Consider the following 14,866-nt stretch of genomic DNA (forward strand, 5'->3'; position numbering starts at 1 on the left):
CTTAGAATAGCTCCCTTCCGATAAATTCTTCAATCCGTTCATTATCCAAAATCACGATCTTTTGCTGTCGAATATCCAAAACACCTTCTCGTTTTAATTCATTGAGAATGCGATTGACACTGTTTCGCGTCGAAATCCCACAAAAACCGGCAATATCTTCATTGGTAATGTTGAAATCAATCAAGAAGCCGTCTTCTTGCTCCACACCAAACAAACTGCTTAGTTTTTGCAAATGAAAACAAACCGCCCCTTTTTTACCATTCATCATCATATACTGCTGAGACTCCATACTTTCAGACAGTTTATTACGATAATAGTCCCTCACATAGTCCTGCAGCTCTTTATGCTCTTTGACAAAATTCCAAAACTTGACCCGAGGAATACGATAAAAACTTGCTTCTTCTGTCTCCACTCGCACATTGAAAGGTGAGTCTGTATAGTTGGACACCTCATCACGAATCAAAGAGACAATGTCAATGGCTTTTAGATAGGAAAAGTTAAACTCACGCCCATCACGCATGATGACACTTGTCTTGACCACACCTTCTTTCAAGATGTAGATGTAATCCTCTTTGATCCCACGATAGGAGAGGTAACTATGGTATTTTTTCTTGACGATCGGCGTTCGCCTCTCTTCCAAAAATTTCACTAAAAATTCTGAATTCACGACGGTTTTTCCTCCCCATCTGCTCTTTCTTGAAATCACACTAATGATACACCTGTTCTTAAACAATATAGTTAACATTTGTTGACATCAATTGATGCACACCTCTTTTTAAAAAGAATTATACTATAAGTATCAGTATTAATAAAGGAGATCGCAAATAATGGTAGAAATTAAATTACCGTACGACAAAAAGACGATTGTTGCAAAGATTCCAGATGAAAACTTTGCAGGATTGTTAGAGTCTAAGGCGGAAAACTTCCATAACCCACTGTCTGAAGAAGAAACTGTTGAACGTTCAATGGATAACCCTATCGGCAGCCCTACTTTGGAAGAACTTGCTAAAGGCAAAAAAGACATTGTGTTGATCAGCTCTGACCACACTCGTCCTGTTCCTTCTCACATCATCACTCCAATCATTTTGCGTCGTATTCGCTCAGTTAACCCTGATGCACGTGTGCGTATCTTGGTTGCTACTGGTTTCCACCGTCCTTCAACTCGTGAAGAATTGATCAACAAATACGGCCAAGAAATCGTTGACAATGAAGAAATCGTTATGCACATTTCAACAAACGACGACGACATGGTTAAAATCGGTCAACTTCCTTCAGGTGGTGATTGTATCATCAACAAGATCGCTGCTGAAGCTGACTTGTTGCTAGCAGAAGGATTCATCGAATCTCACTTCTTTGCTGGTTTCTCAGGTGGACGTAAATCAGTCCTTCCAGGTATCGCATCATACAAAACTATCATGGCGAACCACTCAGGTGACTTCATCAATTCTGATAAGGCACGTACTGGTAACCTTGACCACAACCCAATCCACGAAGATATGCTTTACGCTGCTCGTACTGCAAACTTGGCCTTCATCGTCAACGTTGTATTGGACGGCGAAAAACACATCATCGGATCTTTCGCTGGGGACATGGTTGAAGCCCACAAAGTTGGTTGTGACTTCGTTGCAGACTTGGCACATGTGTCTAAGATCGAAAGCGACATCACAATTTCTACAAACGGTGGTTTCCCACTTGACCAAAACATCTACCAAGCTGTTAAAGGGATGACTGCAGCCGAAGCTTCTAACAAAGAAGGCGGAACAATCATCATGGTGGCTGGATGTGCAGACGGTCACGGTGGAGAAGGTTTCTATCGCAACCTTGCTGACGTAGAAGATCCAAAAGAATTCTTGGAACAAGCTATCAATACACCTCGTTTAGAGACTGTCCCAGACCAATGGACTTCTCAAATCTTGGCACGTATTTTGGTACACCACCATGTTATCTTTGTATCTGACCTTGTAGATCCTGAATTGATCACAGGTATGCATATGGAACTTGCAACTTCATTTGACGAAGCGCTTGAAAAAGCCTTTGCTCGTGAAGGAAAAGATGCTAAAGTAGCAGTTATCCGCGACGGACTTTCTGTCGTTGTTGAATAGAATCAAACATGGATTTTCAACCCAATCTAGAACAAACACTCCGTTCTTTGCAAGCAGGTCATCTCTCAGTAGAGGATGCGCTTGAGCAAATCAACGGGGTTAAAGAACTAGGGTATGCAGCAATTGATACTGACCGGCAACGTCGCAACGGCTTCCCTGAAGTCGTATACGGCGAAGGAAAGACAGTTGAGCAAATTGAAGGAATCCTGCAATTTCTTTCACAAAAAGAATTGCCGATCCTCACAACAAGAGTCTCTCTCCAAAAGGGAGAGGCTCTTTCTCAGCGCTTTCCGACTGGCCACTATTATCCAGAAGCCCGCTGCTTCGTTCTCAACTCTAAAAAGGAAGAAGCCGATCCTGAACACTACATTGCGGTCGTCACAGCAGGGACAAGTGATGTTCCTGTTGCAGAAGAAGCTGCAGTCACTGCAGAAACCTTTGGCCATTCGGTTCGCCGAATCTATGATGTGGGAGTCGCCGGTATCCATCGCCTCTTCAATCGCTTAGAAGAGATCCAAAAAGCCAGTGTGATCATCGTGATTGCCGGTATGGAAGGAGCTCTTGTCAGTGTCGTAGGAGGCCTTGTGGATGTCCCCGTTATTGCCGTTCCGACCAGCATTGGATACGGAAGCAACCTTCAAGGGCTAACAACCTTGATGAGTATGTTGACCTCTTGCGCTTCTGGCGTAACGGTCGTCAACATTGATAACGGATTTGGTGCAGCTTATTCAGCATGTATGATCAATCGACTCAACCACCATCGAAAGGAAAACTGATGACCAGTCTATTTTTAGAACCTTTTTCTGGAATAAGTGGCGATATGCTCAATGGTCTTCTTGTGGACCTTGGGGCAGATGTCGAGCTTCTTCACACAGAACTCGAGAAACTGGGAGTGGATGGTTTCCACCTCCACGTTCATCGCGTCGCAAAAAGCGCAATTTGGGGAACTGATTTCGATGTTCACCTTCACCACGGGGAGAAAGATACGGGGATTGAAGGTGATTTTGATCGTGATCATGAACATCATCACGATCATGAACATCATCACGATCACGAACATCATCACGATCACGAACACCATCATCACCATTCCCACGCGGATGCTCGCAGTTATGCGGATATCCACGATCTGATTGCCGCTTCACAGTTGAGTCCTTTTGTGAAAGAAAAAAGTCTTGACGTCTTTCTTGATATCGCAAAGGCAGAAGCAGCTGTGCATAACATGCCTGTCGAACAGATTCATTTCCATGAAATTGGTGCAATTGACTCCATCGTCGACATCGTTAGCTTTTTCATCCTAGTGGAATCGCTCGGTATCGATACGGTTTACTCTACTCCTCTCACTGAGGGAAGTGGGACTATTTCAGTTGCCCATGGAGAAATGCCTGTTCCGGTTCCCGCTGTGATGCAGTTGAGAAAAGGAACGACTATTCCGATTACTCAAGACTTCACAGTTAAAACGGAGTTGATTACTCCGACAGGGTTAGCCCTCCTTAAAGCATTGTCACCAATCTTTGAACCAATCCCCTCTCACCTTTCCATCGAAAGTGTGGGCTATGGGTTTGGTAAAAGAGAGACTGGAAAATTCAATGCTTTACGCGGTTCGCTATTGAAAGAAGACATCTCTCACAGCACCACTGTTGTTCATCGCACGGAAGATCAAATTATTGAGATCACCACTACGATCGATGATCAAACACCAGAGCAACTTGGTTATATTCTCCACCGTTTCCTGGACGCTGGAGCTTTAGATGTCTACTATCGTAGCGTCGTTATGAAAAAGAATCGCCCTGGCTTTGAGTTGATTCTCTTGATTCAAGGAAGTCAGTTGGAAGATTTTTCAGCTCTCTTGTTCAAAGAAACCAGTACCATTGGTTTTCGATACCAACAAGTCGACCGAAAGGTCATGCAACGTCGATTTGAACAAATCGATACGGAATTTGGACCCGTTACGGTAAAAATTAACCAGTACGGATCTACCACTAAAAAAACACTTGAATACGAAGACTGTCAGCGTATTGCTACGGAGATGCAGTTGCCGATTCAAGAAGTTTATCACCAATTACAAAAATACATTTATTAATTTAGGAGACATTAATTAACATGACACATCAATTACTTGCAGAAGTTATGAGTACAGCTTTGATGATTATCTTCGGGGTTGGCGTACACTGTGACGACGTTTTGAAGAAAACAAAATATGCTGGAACTGGACACTTATTCGCGATCACTACTTGGGCATTCGGTATCACTGTCTGCTTGTTCGTCTTTGGCGGCGTTTCAATGAACCCTGCTATGGCTTTGCTGAAAGTCCTTCTTGGTAAATTGACAATCGCTCAATTCTTCCCAATCGCAATCGCTGAAATGATCGGTGCTTTCCTTGGAGCTTTGATTGCTTACTTTATGTATGCTGACCACTTCAAGATTTCTGAAGGTCAAATTGATGGTGTTGCTATCCGTAACATCTTCTCTACAAACCCTAACTGCCGTAACCTTCCACGTAACTACTTCGTCGAAGCGTTCGCAACATTTATCTTCTTGACATCTATCATGGCTGCTGAACACGCCAACGAAGCAATGCTTCCATTCACTGTTGGTTTGATCGTTTGGGCTATCGGTATGGGGCTTGGTGGTACTACAGGTTTCGCGATGAACCAAGCGCGTGACCTTGGACCTCGTTTCGCTTACCAAATCTTGCCAATCAAAGATAAAGTAAACAACGACTGGCAATATGGTCTTCTTGTACCAGGTACTGCTCCATTTGTTGGTGCTGTCCTTGCCTTCTTCTTCATCCGTTACTTCCTTGGAATCATGTAATAAGTTGATCGAAGAATCATTCGAAAGCAAGCATCGAAAGATGCTTGTTTTTTTGATTCCTTCATTTTCCGAAGCCGTCCATAAAATGATATAATGGACAAAGCAAATCATGAAAAAAACAAGAGAAGGGAGAACGACATGACTCACTTTCACACCATTGTCATCGGTGGCGGCCCAGCAGGTATGATGGCGACCATTGCCAGCGCCTCTTATGGCCAACCTACACTACTGATCGAAAAAAATAAAAAGCTGGGTAAGAAACTTGCAGGTACCGGAGGAGGTCGCTGTAATGTCACAAACAACGGGACCTTAGACGATTTGATGGCCGGTATCCCTGGAAATGGCCGTTTCCTTTACAGTGTGTTTTCCCAATTTGATAATCATGATATCATCCAATTTTTTACCGATAATGGCGTCAAGTTAAAAGTCGAAGACCATGGCCGGGTCTTTCCTGTTAGTGATCAATCTCGCACCATTATTCAAGCCTTAGAAAATAAGATCCTTGAGCTAGGTGCTAGTATTGCCACCAACTGTGAAGTGGTCTCTGTCACCAAGCCAGAAGACATCTTCATCGTCAAATCATCTGAAAACACTTGGACAGCTGATAAGCTGATCGTCACAACCGGAGGCAAATCCTACCCTTCTACCGGCTCTACCGGCTACGGACACGAAATTGCCCGCCACTTTAAACACACCATCACAGATCTCGAAGCGGCAGAAAGTCCTCTTTTGACAGATTTTCCACACAAGGCCCTCCAAGGGATCTCTCTGACAGATGTGACCCTCAGCTACAGAAAACACATCATCACACACGACCTTCTCTTTACCCATTTTGGACTTTCTGGCCCTGCAGCCCTTCGGATGTCCAGCTTTGTTAAAGGCGGTGAAATCTTATCTCTGGACCTCCTTCCGACAACCTCTTCTCAAGAGTTAAAAGACTTTCTAGAAGAGCATCGAGAAAAGGCCATTAAAAATAGCCTCAAAGCCCTGCTTCCTGAACGATTAGCTGATTTCTTGGCGCAAGGATTCCCTGAAAAAGCCAAGCAACTCACTCCTCCTCAGACAGAAGAGCTCATTCAAAAGATCAAAGAGTTGCCTATCCCCGTCACTGGAAAGATGTCTCTAGCCAAGTCCTTTGTCACCAAGGGCGGTGTCAGCCTTAAAGAAATCAATCCTAAAACCCTAGAAAGCAAGCTCGTTCCTGGACTCCACTTTGCAGGAGAAGTCCTCGATATCAATGCCCATACAGGCGGTTTTAATATCACATCCGCCCTCTGCACCGGTTGGGTAGCAGGGAGCCCTCATTACTAAAAAAACGAACTCGATTTTCCATCGAGTTCGTCTTTTTAGTGTTCTTTGGTTAATGAAAAGCGGAAATCATTGTATTTGGTGTAGTCAAATTCTGTATTGAGATCCGTTGTGAAAACAATCGGTGTATAGTGTCCTTCTTCTAAGACAAAACCAGGTTCAAATCGGAAGTTTGCTCCACCTAGCCCTGTGATCCCAGGAAGCAAAGCATCAGCCCCATCAAAGCCTTCAACATTCCAATAATAGATATTGCCTGTTGCTTGGACTGCTCTTGCTGTATAGGTCGCTGTCCGAGTCGGTTCGCTATCATTTTTGAAGCTAACCACTGTTGTCACATTTCCATTGGCATCCACTGTCATTTTAATCGCATCTGCTTGTGGGCTAGATCCTACCCAAGTTCCCACCAATTCTGCAGGGACAGTAGCTTGCGTCGTAGTAGACGCATTCTCAGTCTTACCAGAGTCTTTTGAAGCTGTCGCACTACTGGCTTGAGTCGAAGAGCTAGCTGTATTGTTTGCCTGAGAGGAAGATGCTGCACTCTTTTTGCTATTACTTTTGGCTTTTTTCTCTACCTTGCTGGTAGATACTTTTGCGGATGAGGATGCTGTCTTTTTATCCTTTGCACCACAACCACCGAGAGCTAGACCAAGTGAAGCAGCCACCAGAACAGCGGCACTCCAACGGAAGATTGATTTTTTCATACGATTACCTCTTTATCTTTCTGACTCCCATTATACCTCAATTATTACAAAAATCAAGTATTTTTGTAACAATTGCAATATTTTTGTAATATTTTACCTAGAATGCCAACCGTAACAGGGCAATCAAGACAATTCCAAACAAGACGGTTCCCATAAGATTTTTGTAACGAAAGGCTACAAAGAGACTGGGAATGGTCACTACTAGGTCCAACCAGTGAAACTGCGGGAGGCTTCCAATTTTTCCATCTACTAAGCTTGATAAAACCAAGGCAAAGATAATGGAAATGGGCAGGTATTTGAGAAAGCGGGTTACAGGAGCCGGCAGTCCCTTGTATTTGACTAAGAGGAAGGGCAAGATCCGAGGAATCCAGGTAACGAGGGCTGAGGCCAGAATGGCCATGAAGATATAACTATTCACGCGCATCACAGACCACCCCCACAAAACAGCCGATCAAGGTCGCAGCTAGCACTGCTAGCGGTTGCGAAACAAAAAAGAGTAAGAGAAAGAAACTCACTGCTACTGCTAATAGCACCAAGAGCATGGTCTTGGTCTTTTCTGTCAGTTGCATTCCTTGAAACTGGGCTGCAAAAATCCCAATAAACATAGCCACTAAAGCAAAATCAAGTCCAAAAGCCTTTGGATCAGGTAGGAGAGATCCTAGAGCTGTTCCGATAACCGTCGCACTGATCCAGGCCACATAGCCTACTAGATTGTTCCCATGCATCCAAGGAACTGTAATGGTATCCGTCTTTAACTTCTCGCTCAAGTAGACCCCATAACTCTCATCAGTCAGGAGGCTTCCAATCCCAATGGTGTGAGCGAGACTAGCATCCTTAAAGTCAGACGACGTATGCAGACTCATCAACATATTACGGAGATTGATCAAACACACCGTCAAGGCCATATTCAAGATCGAAGAATGAGCCGCAATCAGAGAGATCATCGCAAACTGGGCCGCCCCAGCATAGACCAATACACTCATCAAGGCCATCTCCAAAGGAGAAAGATAGGGAGACGCCACCACACCGCAAGCCAGGCCAATACTGATATAGCCCAAAGCCGTCGGTAGCGCGTCCCTCACCCCCTGACAAAAATCTTTTTCCACTCTCTCACTCCTTTCTGAATCATTGACCTCTATTATAACACAAGAAAAAAGGTTGAAAAAGGACCAATGAGAGATTCAAACGATTCCTACTGCACTTAATGCTTAACTCTTAATTTGCTTTCCAATTGTATATGATAGATAAAATAGTAAGTGTCACAAAAACAATCATAAAAATGATGTAGAGAATGAGAAAGAGAAGAGCTAACTTTTTATACAGTTTATCTTTATTACAAAAACGTTCAACATAAGACTCTTCTGGATTTTGAGGATTATACCAGACAGTCATGGTAGATCCTTTAGGAAAGGCTTCTTCTAAAACGTTTGTATAGGAGACCATTGAGTTTCTAGAAATCACTAAATTTTCACTTAAAAGATCCGGTGTATCAGCCACCGCCTTTCGACTCATCCAGGGGGCCGATTTCACCACAGTCCAACGATATTCCAGTTGTCTCTTATATGCTATTCCATCAACAATATATTCTACAATGGGTGGAATCACCTGTTTTGCGTATGCATACCCAACAACTATACCATCAACCCGTTCTGTTGCTAGATTTTTCCTTCTTGCAAAACGCTTAGAAATGTAGGAATAGATGAAGAAAGCAGTTAGGAAATAGATCGACCCGCCCCCTATTGCAAAAAGAAATATAATATATACCGGCATTTTTCTACCTCCTATTTTAAAGAATTTTAATAGCTGTCAAATCTTTCTTACTTACCATTTCCCACTTCTTGAGATATGATCTCTATCATATCAGGCCATTTAGATAATTGGTAATCAAATTTAAACATAAAAATCACTGAAAAACTAATGAGCAAAAAGAGTGCTGCAATGGTTTCATTTCCGATGACAAACAAAAGAATAGCGGCTACAGTTAGGAACCTAAAAAGATTGACAAGAAATGTAAAGTACACCTTCCGTCTCTTTAATGCCTTGATTAACTTCTTGCACTGATCCTCATCCAACTTAGATGTCTGTAATTTCAGGCTTGCATGGTAATATCGAATGATCCACGCAGCTAGGAAGTAGGAGATAACACCTAAAATTGGAATCGTTCCAAGTCGTACCAACTGATTGTCAAATATTCCAGCCTCCACTAATCCATCCGAAATTTTGTTAATAATAAATAATGTAATAGGGAGCAGTACATAAGACCAGTAGTTAGGAGAAGATGTCTCTTCTAGTATGATTTTTTCCTCCCAATCAAAATGGTAATTCTTGTTCTCCCATATTCCTAAATTAATCATTGTTTGCATAACAACCTCTTTTTCACTCTCCTTGTATGTTTTCTAAAAATTCTCTCAGTATCAATATGAAAAAGATTTACCGTTATAATACTGTTGAATCTCGTCGAACTGAGAGATTTTCGTATCCTTATTTTCTATACTCAGTTCTTTAGGCAGATAGGCATAATCGTACACAGAGGAACCTAATGTAAGAAATTCTGATTCAAGATCTATCAGTTCTTTTCCATTCGTAATGGCACCATTCTCAGAATTGATCACTTTATAAGCAAAACCTTCTGGTTTTGAAAAGAGTTTAAATGCAGTCGGATAGGATGCTTTTAAATTGATATTACCTTTGTAAGATTCATCCTTCCAAAAACCATTATAAAAGGGATGAACTCCAGCAGTGTAGCCTTTACGGGTAGAAATTGAGAGATACACTCTATTTTTCTCATTCACGTCTTCTTCCGTTATTTCTTTATCAATTTTAAGGGTTTTAAGATTAAGCAAAAAATAACGTGGCTGAGTTTGCTTCCTAATTTCAATGATAGCGTAGTCCTTCCCATTCATTTTTCGAAGAGTCGGGAAAGGACTATAGAGCTCAAAATCATCATTTTTTACATACTCCACCATCATCTTCCAAAGATCGACTTCCTTTCGTTTCGCCTTACTCCCTGTTAAATCATAGATTTCTAAATGGGCGTATTCATCTGACTTCATTTTTTTCGATGGAATAATATCTCTTACTCTGTTTCTTTTCCTAACCAAATAATTAGAGTTCACCTCAACCCAATCTGATGAATCGGGAGACTGTAAAGATTTCTTCCGTTCTTTTTCATCAAACTTCCATTCGACCAGAAGCCCATTTTTATTATGGATAAATTGAAAGTCTTTAATGTCGGATTTCGCATTATAGACCGAAAATTCGTAGGACTCTTTACTCTTATCACTTTTTTCAATTTTCTTTTGTGATTCGCATCCTGCAACCAGTAGCAAACAGACAACAATGACAAGAATCGTACCAATTCTATATTTAGAGCTCTTCTCTTTCTTCATATCTATTCTCTCCCTCACCATTCTTTTTTTCCTTCTCTCATACCGAATTTTCTTTCGACTCGCAAATCCGCTACTAGTTGGTGAGATCCCAGCAAAAAAGCCATTGGACCTTGCACATCCAATTGGCTCCATTTTCTTATTCAATTCCTTCAAAGGCTAGACTTGGTTTGGCATTAAGGTCCCAACCTGCGAAGTTTTCTTTGTTCCATTCGCTGACGCTGGCATAGGCAATCATCCCTGCATTATCCCCGCAGAGGCGCAGAGGCGGAATGATGACCTTGACATCGGTGATTTCAGAAGCCAGACGTTCACGAAGACCTTGGTTGGCTGCGACCCCACCAGCAACGACTAGGGTCTTGACCGGATATTTCTCCAAAGCCTTCTTGGTCTTGGCCATGAGAATGTCTAAGACAGCTGCCTGAAAGCTTGCAGACAAGTCTGCATTGGAGAGACTTTCTCCTTTTTGCTGCGCATTATGGTGCAGATTGATAAATGCCGATTTGAGCCCTGAAAAGGAGAATTCCAGATTGTCTTCCTTGATCATGGCTCGTGGGAAATCGTAGATATCAGATCCTTGGTGGGCCAGCTGATCAATCTCACGTCCTGCTGGATAGGTCAAGCCCATGACGCGCCCGACCTTGTCATAAGCTTCTCCGACAGCATCATCACGGGTCTCTCCAACGATCTTATAATCACCCGCTTCACTGACGTAGACTAGCTCGGTATGTCCTCCACTCACCAACAAGGCCAAAAGCGGAAACTCTAAGGGCTCGACGCTTTGAGCGGCCATCAAGTGCCCTGCCATATGATTGACAGGAATCAAAGGAAGTCCATGCGCCCAGGCAAAGGCCTTGGCTGCAGCTAGGCCGACTAAAAGAGCTCCAACTAGGCCTGGACCGTAGGTGACAGCTACAGCTGTGACATCGGCTTCTGTGATGCCAGCTTCTTCCAGGGCTTCTTCAATACAAGCGGTGATGACTTCCACATGGTGACGAGAGGCTACCTCAGGTACCACCCCACCAAAACGCTTGTGACTTTCGATTTGACTGGCAATGACATTGGACAAGAGTTGGTCGTCATTTTTCAAGACAGCCACGCTGGTCTCATCACAAGATGTCTCAAAAGCCAAAATATATCTATCTTTCATTCGGGTTCCTCTTCATGATCACAGCATCCTCTATGGGATCGTGATAGTAGTTTTTCCTCCGTGCAATTTCTTTAAAATGCATTTTTTTGTATAGGCCTTGGGCCGGTAGATTCGACACGCGCACTTCTAAGAAAATCTCTTTTTGGTCCGGCAACTGCGCGAGTAACTGCTGAGCTAAGCCTTGGCCTTGAAAGGCGCGCTTGACCGCAATCTGTAAGACCTCTGCTTCATAGAGAGACTCTTGAATGGCGACAAATCCAAGGACTTGCCCCTCATCCACAGCTAGGAAATAGGAGGTCGATTCCTGCTCTAAATCAGCTTCAATCTGCTCCAACTTCCAGGGACTAGCTTCATAGACGTCTTCCATCACAGCGAGAATAGCAGCTGCATCCCGGCTGCTCCCTTTCCTGATTGTTCCTTTCATCATAGGCGCTTGATGTAAGAGGTCGTTGTTTCCGTGTGGTCTTTGAGCCAATTTTCCTCTGCTTCGACCCGTTTCAGATAATGAGGGACAAAATCATGGAGGCTAGCAGGCGCTTGTTTGAGACCGAGACGCCCGATTTTCACTGCATCTGGCAAGGTTTCATAGTAAGTAGCCCTTGGCAGGCTAGAGGCAATCTGCTCCTTAAAGGGAGTGATTTCTCCGACAAAGGTGACCTGCTCACTCGTCGCTGCACGCTCTAGGACTTCCTCAAATGGAAAATGCCCTTCTGGTGCGACCAGCTGATCATCTTGGTAAAAACCTGCATAAACGTTGTTCCGACGGGCATCCATGACGGGCACTACCAAACCTTCTAGATCATCTGGCACTAGGGCTAAGAGGCTCGAAACCCCGACCAATTCAATTCCTAAGGTATGAGCCAAGGTCTTTGCCGTTGCGACCGCAATGCGCAGTCCAGTGTAGCTCCCAGGACCTTCTGCCACCACGATGCGGTCCAAGTCCTTGGGTGTCAAGTCGATTTGTTGCATCAAAAAATCGATGACCGGCATCAAGGTAATACTATGATTTTTTTTAATGGTTAATGTTGTTTCTGCAAGTAGAGTCTCATCTTCTAAAATCGCTACAGAAAGAGCCTTACTCGAGGTATCAAATGCTAATAATTTCATTTCCTACTCCTCTTGAACTGGATTATATTATACTACAAATTCCCTTCAAATCCCAGCGAAACTCTCCTCCAGAGCGCAGGATTTTCATATCCAAAACCGCTCAAAAGCTTCTCTATTATAGGACTTTGCCTCTCTGACTTTTCCAGTCTATCTTTTACTTACAGGCAAATTTATGATATAATGATAATTAATTGTATCGAATCAGGTCCACTAGTTGTGAGTAGGAAACTCTAGTGATTGCACTCCTTCGCAGCTAACAAATAGACCGAAATAATGAAAGGAAAATTACTTCATGATTTACAAAGTTTTTTATCAGGAAACAAAAGACCGCAACCCTCGTCGTGAAACCACGCATGCACTTTATCTCGATATTGATGCACCAAATGAACGCGAAGGACGCATCCAAGCTCGTCAATTGGTTGAAGCAAACACAGATTTCAACATTGAATTTATCACACCACTTTCTGAGCAACACCTTGCTTACGAGAAAGAGTCAGGTGCTTTTGAACTAACGGAGTACTAATCCATGGCTTATACCTTAAAACCTGAAGAAGTTGGTGTATTTGCCATTGGTGGACTTGGAGAGATCGGGAAAAATACCTACGGGATCGAATACCAAGATGAAATCATCATTGTAGATGCCGGGATCAAATTTCCAGAAGATGACCTCCTTGGGATCGACTATGTCATCCCAGATTACTCTTATATCGTTGACAATATCGATCGCGTCAAAGCGGTCCTCATTACCCACGGACACGAAGACCACATCGGTGGGATTCCTTTCCTTTTGAAGCAAGCCAATGTCCCTATCTACGCTGGACCTTTGGCTCTTGCCTTGATCCGTGGAAAATTAGAAGAGCACGGCCTTCTTCGTGATGCCAAACTCTACGAAATCAACCAAAACACTGAGCTTCAATTTAAAAATCTTAAAGCAACCTTCTTCCGTACGACTCACTCGATTCCAGAACCTTTAGGGATTGTGATCCACACCCCTCAAGGAAAGATTGTCTGTACCGGAGACTTCAAATTCGACTTCACACCTGTTGGGGAACCAGCTGACCTCCATCGGATGGCGGCCCTTGGGGAAGAAGGCGTTCTCTGCCTGCTCTCTGACTCAACCAACGCAGAAGTCCCAACCTTTACCAACTCTGAAAAAGTGGTTGGCCAATCCATCATGAAGATCATCGAAGGCATCCACGGGCGCATCATTTTTGCTTCCTTTGCTTCGAATATCTTCCGTCTCCAACAAGCAGCTGAGGCAGCTGTCAAGACCGGTCGCAAGATCGTCGTCTTTGGACGCTCGATGGAAAAAGCCATCGTCAATGGAATCGAGCTTGGCTATATCAAGGTCCCTGCTGGAACCATTATCGAGCCAAATGAGATCAAAGACTATGCGGCCAATGAAATCCTGATCATGTGTACAGGAAGCCAAGGAGAGCCAATGGCAGCCCTCTCTCGGATTGCCAACGGAACGCACCGCCAAGTGCAACTCCAACCAGGAGATACCGTAATCTTCTCTTCTAGTCCGATTCCTGGAAATACAACCAGTGTGAATAAATTGATCAATACGATTTCTGAAGCGGGTGTAGAGGTTATTCACGGGAAGATCAACAACATCCATACTTCTGGACACGGGGGGCAACAAGAGCAAAAACTCATGCTCCGCTTGATCAAACCAAAATACTTTATGCCTGTCCATGGTGAATACCGGATGCAGAAGATCCACGCAGGACTTGCTCGTGATTGCGGAGTGGAAAAAGATAATATCTTCATCATGAGTAATGGTGATGTCCTTGCCCTTACAGCTAACTCTGCTCGGATCGCAGGAAGCTTCAATGCTCAAGATATCTATGTCGATGGAAACCGTATCGGTGAAATCGGGGCTGCTGTTCTTCGTGACCGGAGAGACCTTTCCGAAGATGGTGTTGTGCTTGCTGTTGCGACTGTTGACTTCAAATCGAAGATGATCCTAGCTGGACCAGACATCTTGAGCCGTGGTTTTATCTACATGCGTGAATCAGGAGATTTGATCCGTGAAAGCCAACGCATCCTCTTCAACGCTATTCGTATCGCCTTGAAGAACAAAGATGCCAATATCCAAACCGTCAATGGTGCGATTGTCAATGCCCTTCGCCCATTCTTATACGAGAGCACGGAACGTGAACCTATCATTATTCCAATGATTCTCACACCAGATGACGAAAATTAAAAAACAACCAGTTGAAACCACTGTTTCAACTGGTTTTATAGTGACCTTTTGAGGATCAAAAAGAGAGTGGGACAGAAATCGGTAAT

General features: G+C 43.5%; 17 protein-coding genes. 7 read left to right on the forward strand and 10 right to left on the reverse strand.

What is annotated here, in order from left to right:
* Position 1: 1 nt before the first annotated feature.
* Positions 2–667 carry a Crp/Fnr family transcriptional regulator gene (locus HMPREF2926_RS04990; RefSeq protein WP_021153951.1) on the reverse strand — a complete coding sequence of 222 codons (666 nt, stop codon included), beginning with the start codon at positions 665–667 and terminating at the stop codon, positions 2–4.
* Between the two features lie 160 nt (positions 668–827).
* Between HMPREF2926_RS04990 and larA the strand changes: the two genes are divergently transcribed.
* From larA to HMPREF2926_RS05015, 5 genes are all read left to right on the forward strand, one after another.
* Positions 828–2,102 (forward strand): nickel-dependent lactate racemase, encoded by a 1,275-nt coding sequence (gene larA, locus HMPREF2926_RS04995; protein ID WP_070586697.1) that lies wholly within the window; start codon positions 828–830, stop codon positions 2,100–2,102.
* Positions 2,103–2,110: 8 nt separating this feature from the next.
* Positions 2,111–2,878, forward strand: a complete 768-nt coding sequence (gene larB / locus HMPREF2926_RS05000) for a nickel pincer cofactor biosynthesis protein LarB (protein ID WP_070586699.1) — start codon at positions 2,111–2,113, stop codon at positions 2,876–2,878.
* Positions 2,878–4,185: a nickel pincer cofactor biosynthesis protein LarC gene (gene larC, locus HMPREF2926_RS05005; protein WP_070586701.1), complete on the forward strand. Its 1,308-nt coding sequence runs from the start codon at positions 2,878–2,880 to the stop codon at positions 4,183–4,185. The genes larB and larC overlap by 1 nt, the downstream gene beginning before the upstream one ends.
* Before the next feature lie 20 nt (positions 4,186–4,205).
* The gene (gene larD / locus HMPREF2926_RS05010) at positions 4,206–4,919 is read left to right on the forward strand and encodes a D/L-lactic acid transporter LarD (RefSeq protein WP_024056458.1); all 714 of its coding nucleotides are present in this window, start codon (positions 4,206–4,208) and stop codon (positions 4,917–4,919) included.
* A gap of 138 nt (positions 4,920–5,057) precedes the next feature.
* A complete protein-coding gene (locus HMPREF2926_RS05015; RefSeq protein ID WP_070586703.1) occupies positions 5,058–6,230 on the forward strand; it encodes an aminoacetone oxidase in 1,173 nt (390 codons plus the stop codon).
* A 35-nt stretch (positions 6,231–6,265) separates the two neighbouring features.
* On the opposite strand, the gene HMPREF2926_RS05020 is transcribed toward HMPREF2926_RS05015, so the two are convergent.
* The 9 genes from HMPREF2926_RS05020 to tsaB form a co-directional block, all read right to left on the reverse strand.
* On the reverse strand, positions 6,266–6,928 hold the full coding sequence (locus HMPREF2926_RS05020; protein ID WP_070586705.1) for a hypothetical protein: 663 nt from the start codon (positions 6,926–6,928) through the stop codon (positions 6,266–6,268).
* A 97-nt stretch (positions 6,929–7,025) separates the two neighbouring features.
* Positions 7,026–7,352, reverse strand: a complete 327-nt coding sequence (locus tag HMPREF2926_RS05025; RefSeq protein WP_173019413.1) for an AzlD domain-containing protein — start codon at positions 7,350–7,352, stop codon at positions 7,026–7,028.
* A complete protein-coding gene (locus HMPREF2926_RS05030; RefSeq protein WP_070586707.1) occupies positions 7,339–8,034 on the reverse strand; it encodes an AzlC family ABC transporter permease in 696 nt (231 codons plus the stop codon). Before HMPREF2926_RS05030 ends, HMPREF2926_RS05025 begins: the two co-directional genes overlap by 14 nt.
* Before the next feature lie 109 nt (positions 8,035–8,143).
* A complete protein-coding gene (locus HMPREF2926_RS05035) occupies positions 8,144–8,698 on the reverse strand; it encodes a DUF3592 domain-containing protein (protein ID WP_070586709.1) in 555 nt (184 codons plus the stop codon).
* A gap of 47 nt (positions 8,699–8,745) precedes the next feature.
* Entirely contained in the window at positions 8,746–9,291 is a 546-nt protein-coding gene (locus tag HMPREF2926_RS05040) for a hypothetical protein (RefSeq protein WP_070586712.1), read from the reverse strand.
* Between the two features lie 51 nt (positions 9,292–9,342).
* Positions 9,343–10,317, reverse strand: a complete 975-nt coding sequence (locus tag HMPREF2926_RS05045; RefSeq protein ID WP_042759808.1) for a hypothetical protein — start codon at positions 10,315–10,317, stop codon at positions 9,343–9,345.
* A gap of 136 nt (positions 10,318–10,453) precedes the next feature.
* Positions 10,454–11,464 carry a tRNA (adenosine(37)-N6)-threonylcarbamoyltransferase complex transferase subunit TsaD gene (tsaD, locus tag HMPREF2926_RS05050; protein WP_061591222.1) on the reverse strand — a complete coding sequence of 337 codons (1,011 nt, stop codon included), beginning with the start codon at positions 11,462–11,464 and terminating at the stop codon, positions 10,454–10,456.
* On the reverse strand, positions 11,454–11,891 hold the full coding sequence (gene rimI, locus HMPREF2926_RS05055) for a ribosomal protein S18-alanine N-acetyltransferase (protein WP_070586713.1): 438 nt from the start codon (positions 11,889–11,891) through the stop codon (positions 11,454–11,456). Before rimI ends, tsaD begins: the two co-directional genes overlap by 11 nt.
* The gene (gene tsaB, locus HMPREF2926_RS05060) at positions 11,888–12,571 is read right to left on the reverse strand and encodes a tRNA (adenosine(37)-N6)-threonylcarbamoyltransferase complex dimerization subunit type 1 TsaB (RefSeq protein WP_070586715.1); all 684 of its coding nucleotides are present in this window, start codon (positions 12,569–12,571) and stop codon (positions 11,888–11,890) included. The genes rimI and tsaB overlap by 4 nt, the downstream gene beginning before the upstream one ends.
* Positions 12,572–12,863: 292 nt before the next feature.
* Between tsaB and HMPREF2926_RS05065 the strand changes: the two genes are divergently transcribed.
* Positions 12,864–13,094: a DNA-directed RNA polymerase subunit epsilon gene (locus HMPREF2926_RS05065; RefSeq protein ID WP_003008866.1), complete on the forward strand. Its 231-nt coding sequence runs from the start codon at positions 12,864–12,866 to the stop codon at positions 13,092–13,094.
* Between the two features lie 3 nt (positions 13,095–13,097).
* A complete protein-coding gene (gene rnjA, locus HMPREF2926_RS05070; protein WP_070586717.1) occupies positions 13,098–14,780 on the forward strand; it encodes a ribonuclease J1 in 1,683 nt (560 codons plus the stop codon).
* The last annotated feature ends 86 nt before the right edge of the window (positions 14,781–14,866 follow it).

Source organism: Streptococcus sp. HMSC078D09, from assembly GCF_001813675.1.
Lineage (GTDB): Bacteria > Bacillota > Bacilli > Lactobacillales > Streptococcaceae > Streptococcus.

What these genes read in the sequence shown, in the direction of transcription:
- larC (WP_070586701.1), top strand. Translation starts at nt 2,878, where the DNA reads ATGACCAGTCTATTTTTAGAACCTTTTTCTGGAATAAGTGGCGATATG.
- tsaB (WP_070586715.1), bottom strand. Translation starts at nt 12,571, where the DNA reads ATGAAATTATTAGCATTTGATACCTCGAGTAAGGCTCTTTCTGTAGCG.
- rnjA (WP_070586717.1), top strand. Translation starts at nt 13,098, where the DNA reads ATGGCTTATACCTTAAAACCTGAAGAAGTTGGTGTATTTGCCATTGGT.
- HMPREF2926_RS05035 (WP_070586709.1), bottom strand. Translation starts at nt 8,698, where the DNA reads ATGCCGGTATATATTATATTTCTTTTTGCAATAGGGGGCGGGTCGATC.
- HMPREF2926_RS05065 (WP_003008866.1), top strand. Translation starts at nt 12,864, where the DNA reads ATGATTTACAAAGTTTTTTATCAGGAAACAAAAGACCGCAACCCTCGT.
- HMPREF2926_RS05015 (WP_070586703.1), top strand. Translation starts at nt 5,058, where the DNA reads ATGACTCACTTTCACACCATTGTCATCGGTGGCGGCCCAGCAGGTATG.
- larD (WP_024056458.1), top strand. Translation starts at nt 4,206, where the DNA reads ATGACACATCAATTACTTGCAGAAGTTATGAGTACAGCTTTGATGATT.
- larA (WP_070586697.1), top strand. Translation starts at nt 828, where the DNA reads ATGGTAGAAATTAAATTACCGTACGACAAAAAGACGATTGTTGCAAAG.
- HMPREF2926_RS05020 (WP_070586705.1), bottom strand. Translation starts at nt 6,928, where the DNA reads ATGAAAAAATCAATCTTCCGTTGGAGTGCCGCTGTTCTGGTGGCTGCT.
- HMPREF2926_RS05025 (WP_173019413.1), bottom strand. Translation starts at nt 7,352, where the DNA reads ATGCGCGTGAATAGTTATATCTTCATGGCCATTCTGGCCTCAGCCCTC.
- HMPREF2926_RS05040 (WP_070586712.1), bottom strand. Translation starts at nt 9,291, where the DNA reads ATGCAAACAATGATTAATTTAGGAATATGGGAGAACAAGAATTACCAT.
- HMPREF2926_RS05045 (WP_042759808.1), bottom strand. Translation starts at nt 10,317, where the DNA reads ATGAAGAAAGAGAAGAGCTCTAAATATAGAATTGGTACGATTCTTGTC.
- rimI (WP_070586713.1), bottom strand. Translation starts at nt 11,891, where the DNA reads ATGATGAAAGGAACAATCAGGAAAGGGAGCAGCCGGGATGCAGCTGCT.
- tsaD (WP_061591222.1), bottom strand. Translation starts at nt 11,464, where the DNA reads ATGAAAGATAGATATATTTTGGCTTTTGAGACATCTTGTGATGAGACC.
- larB (WP_070586699.1), top strand. Translation starts at nt 2,111, where the DNA reads ATGGATTTTCAACCCAATCTAGAACAAACACTCCGTTCTTTGCAAGCA.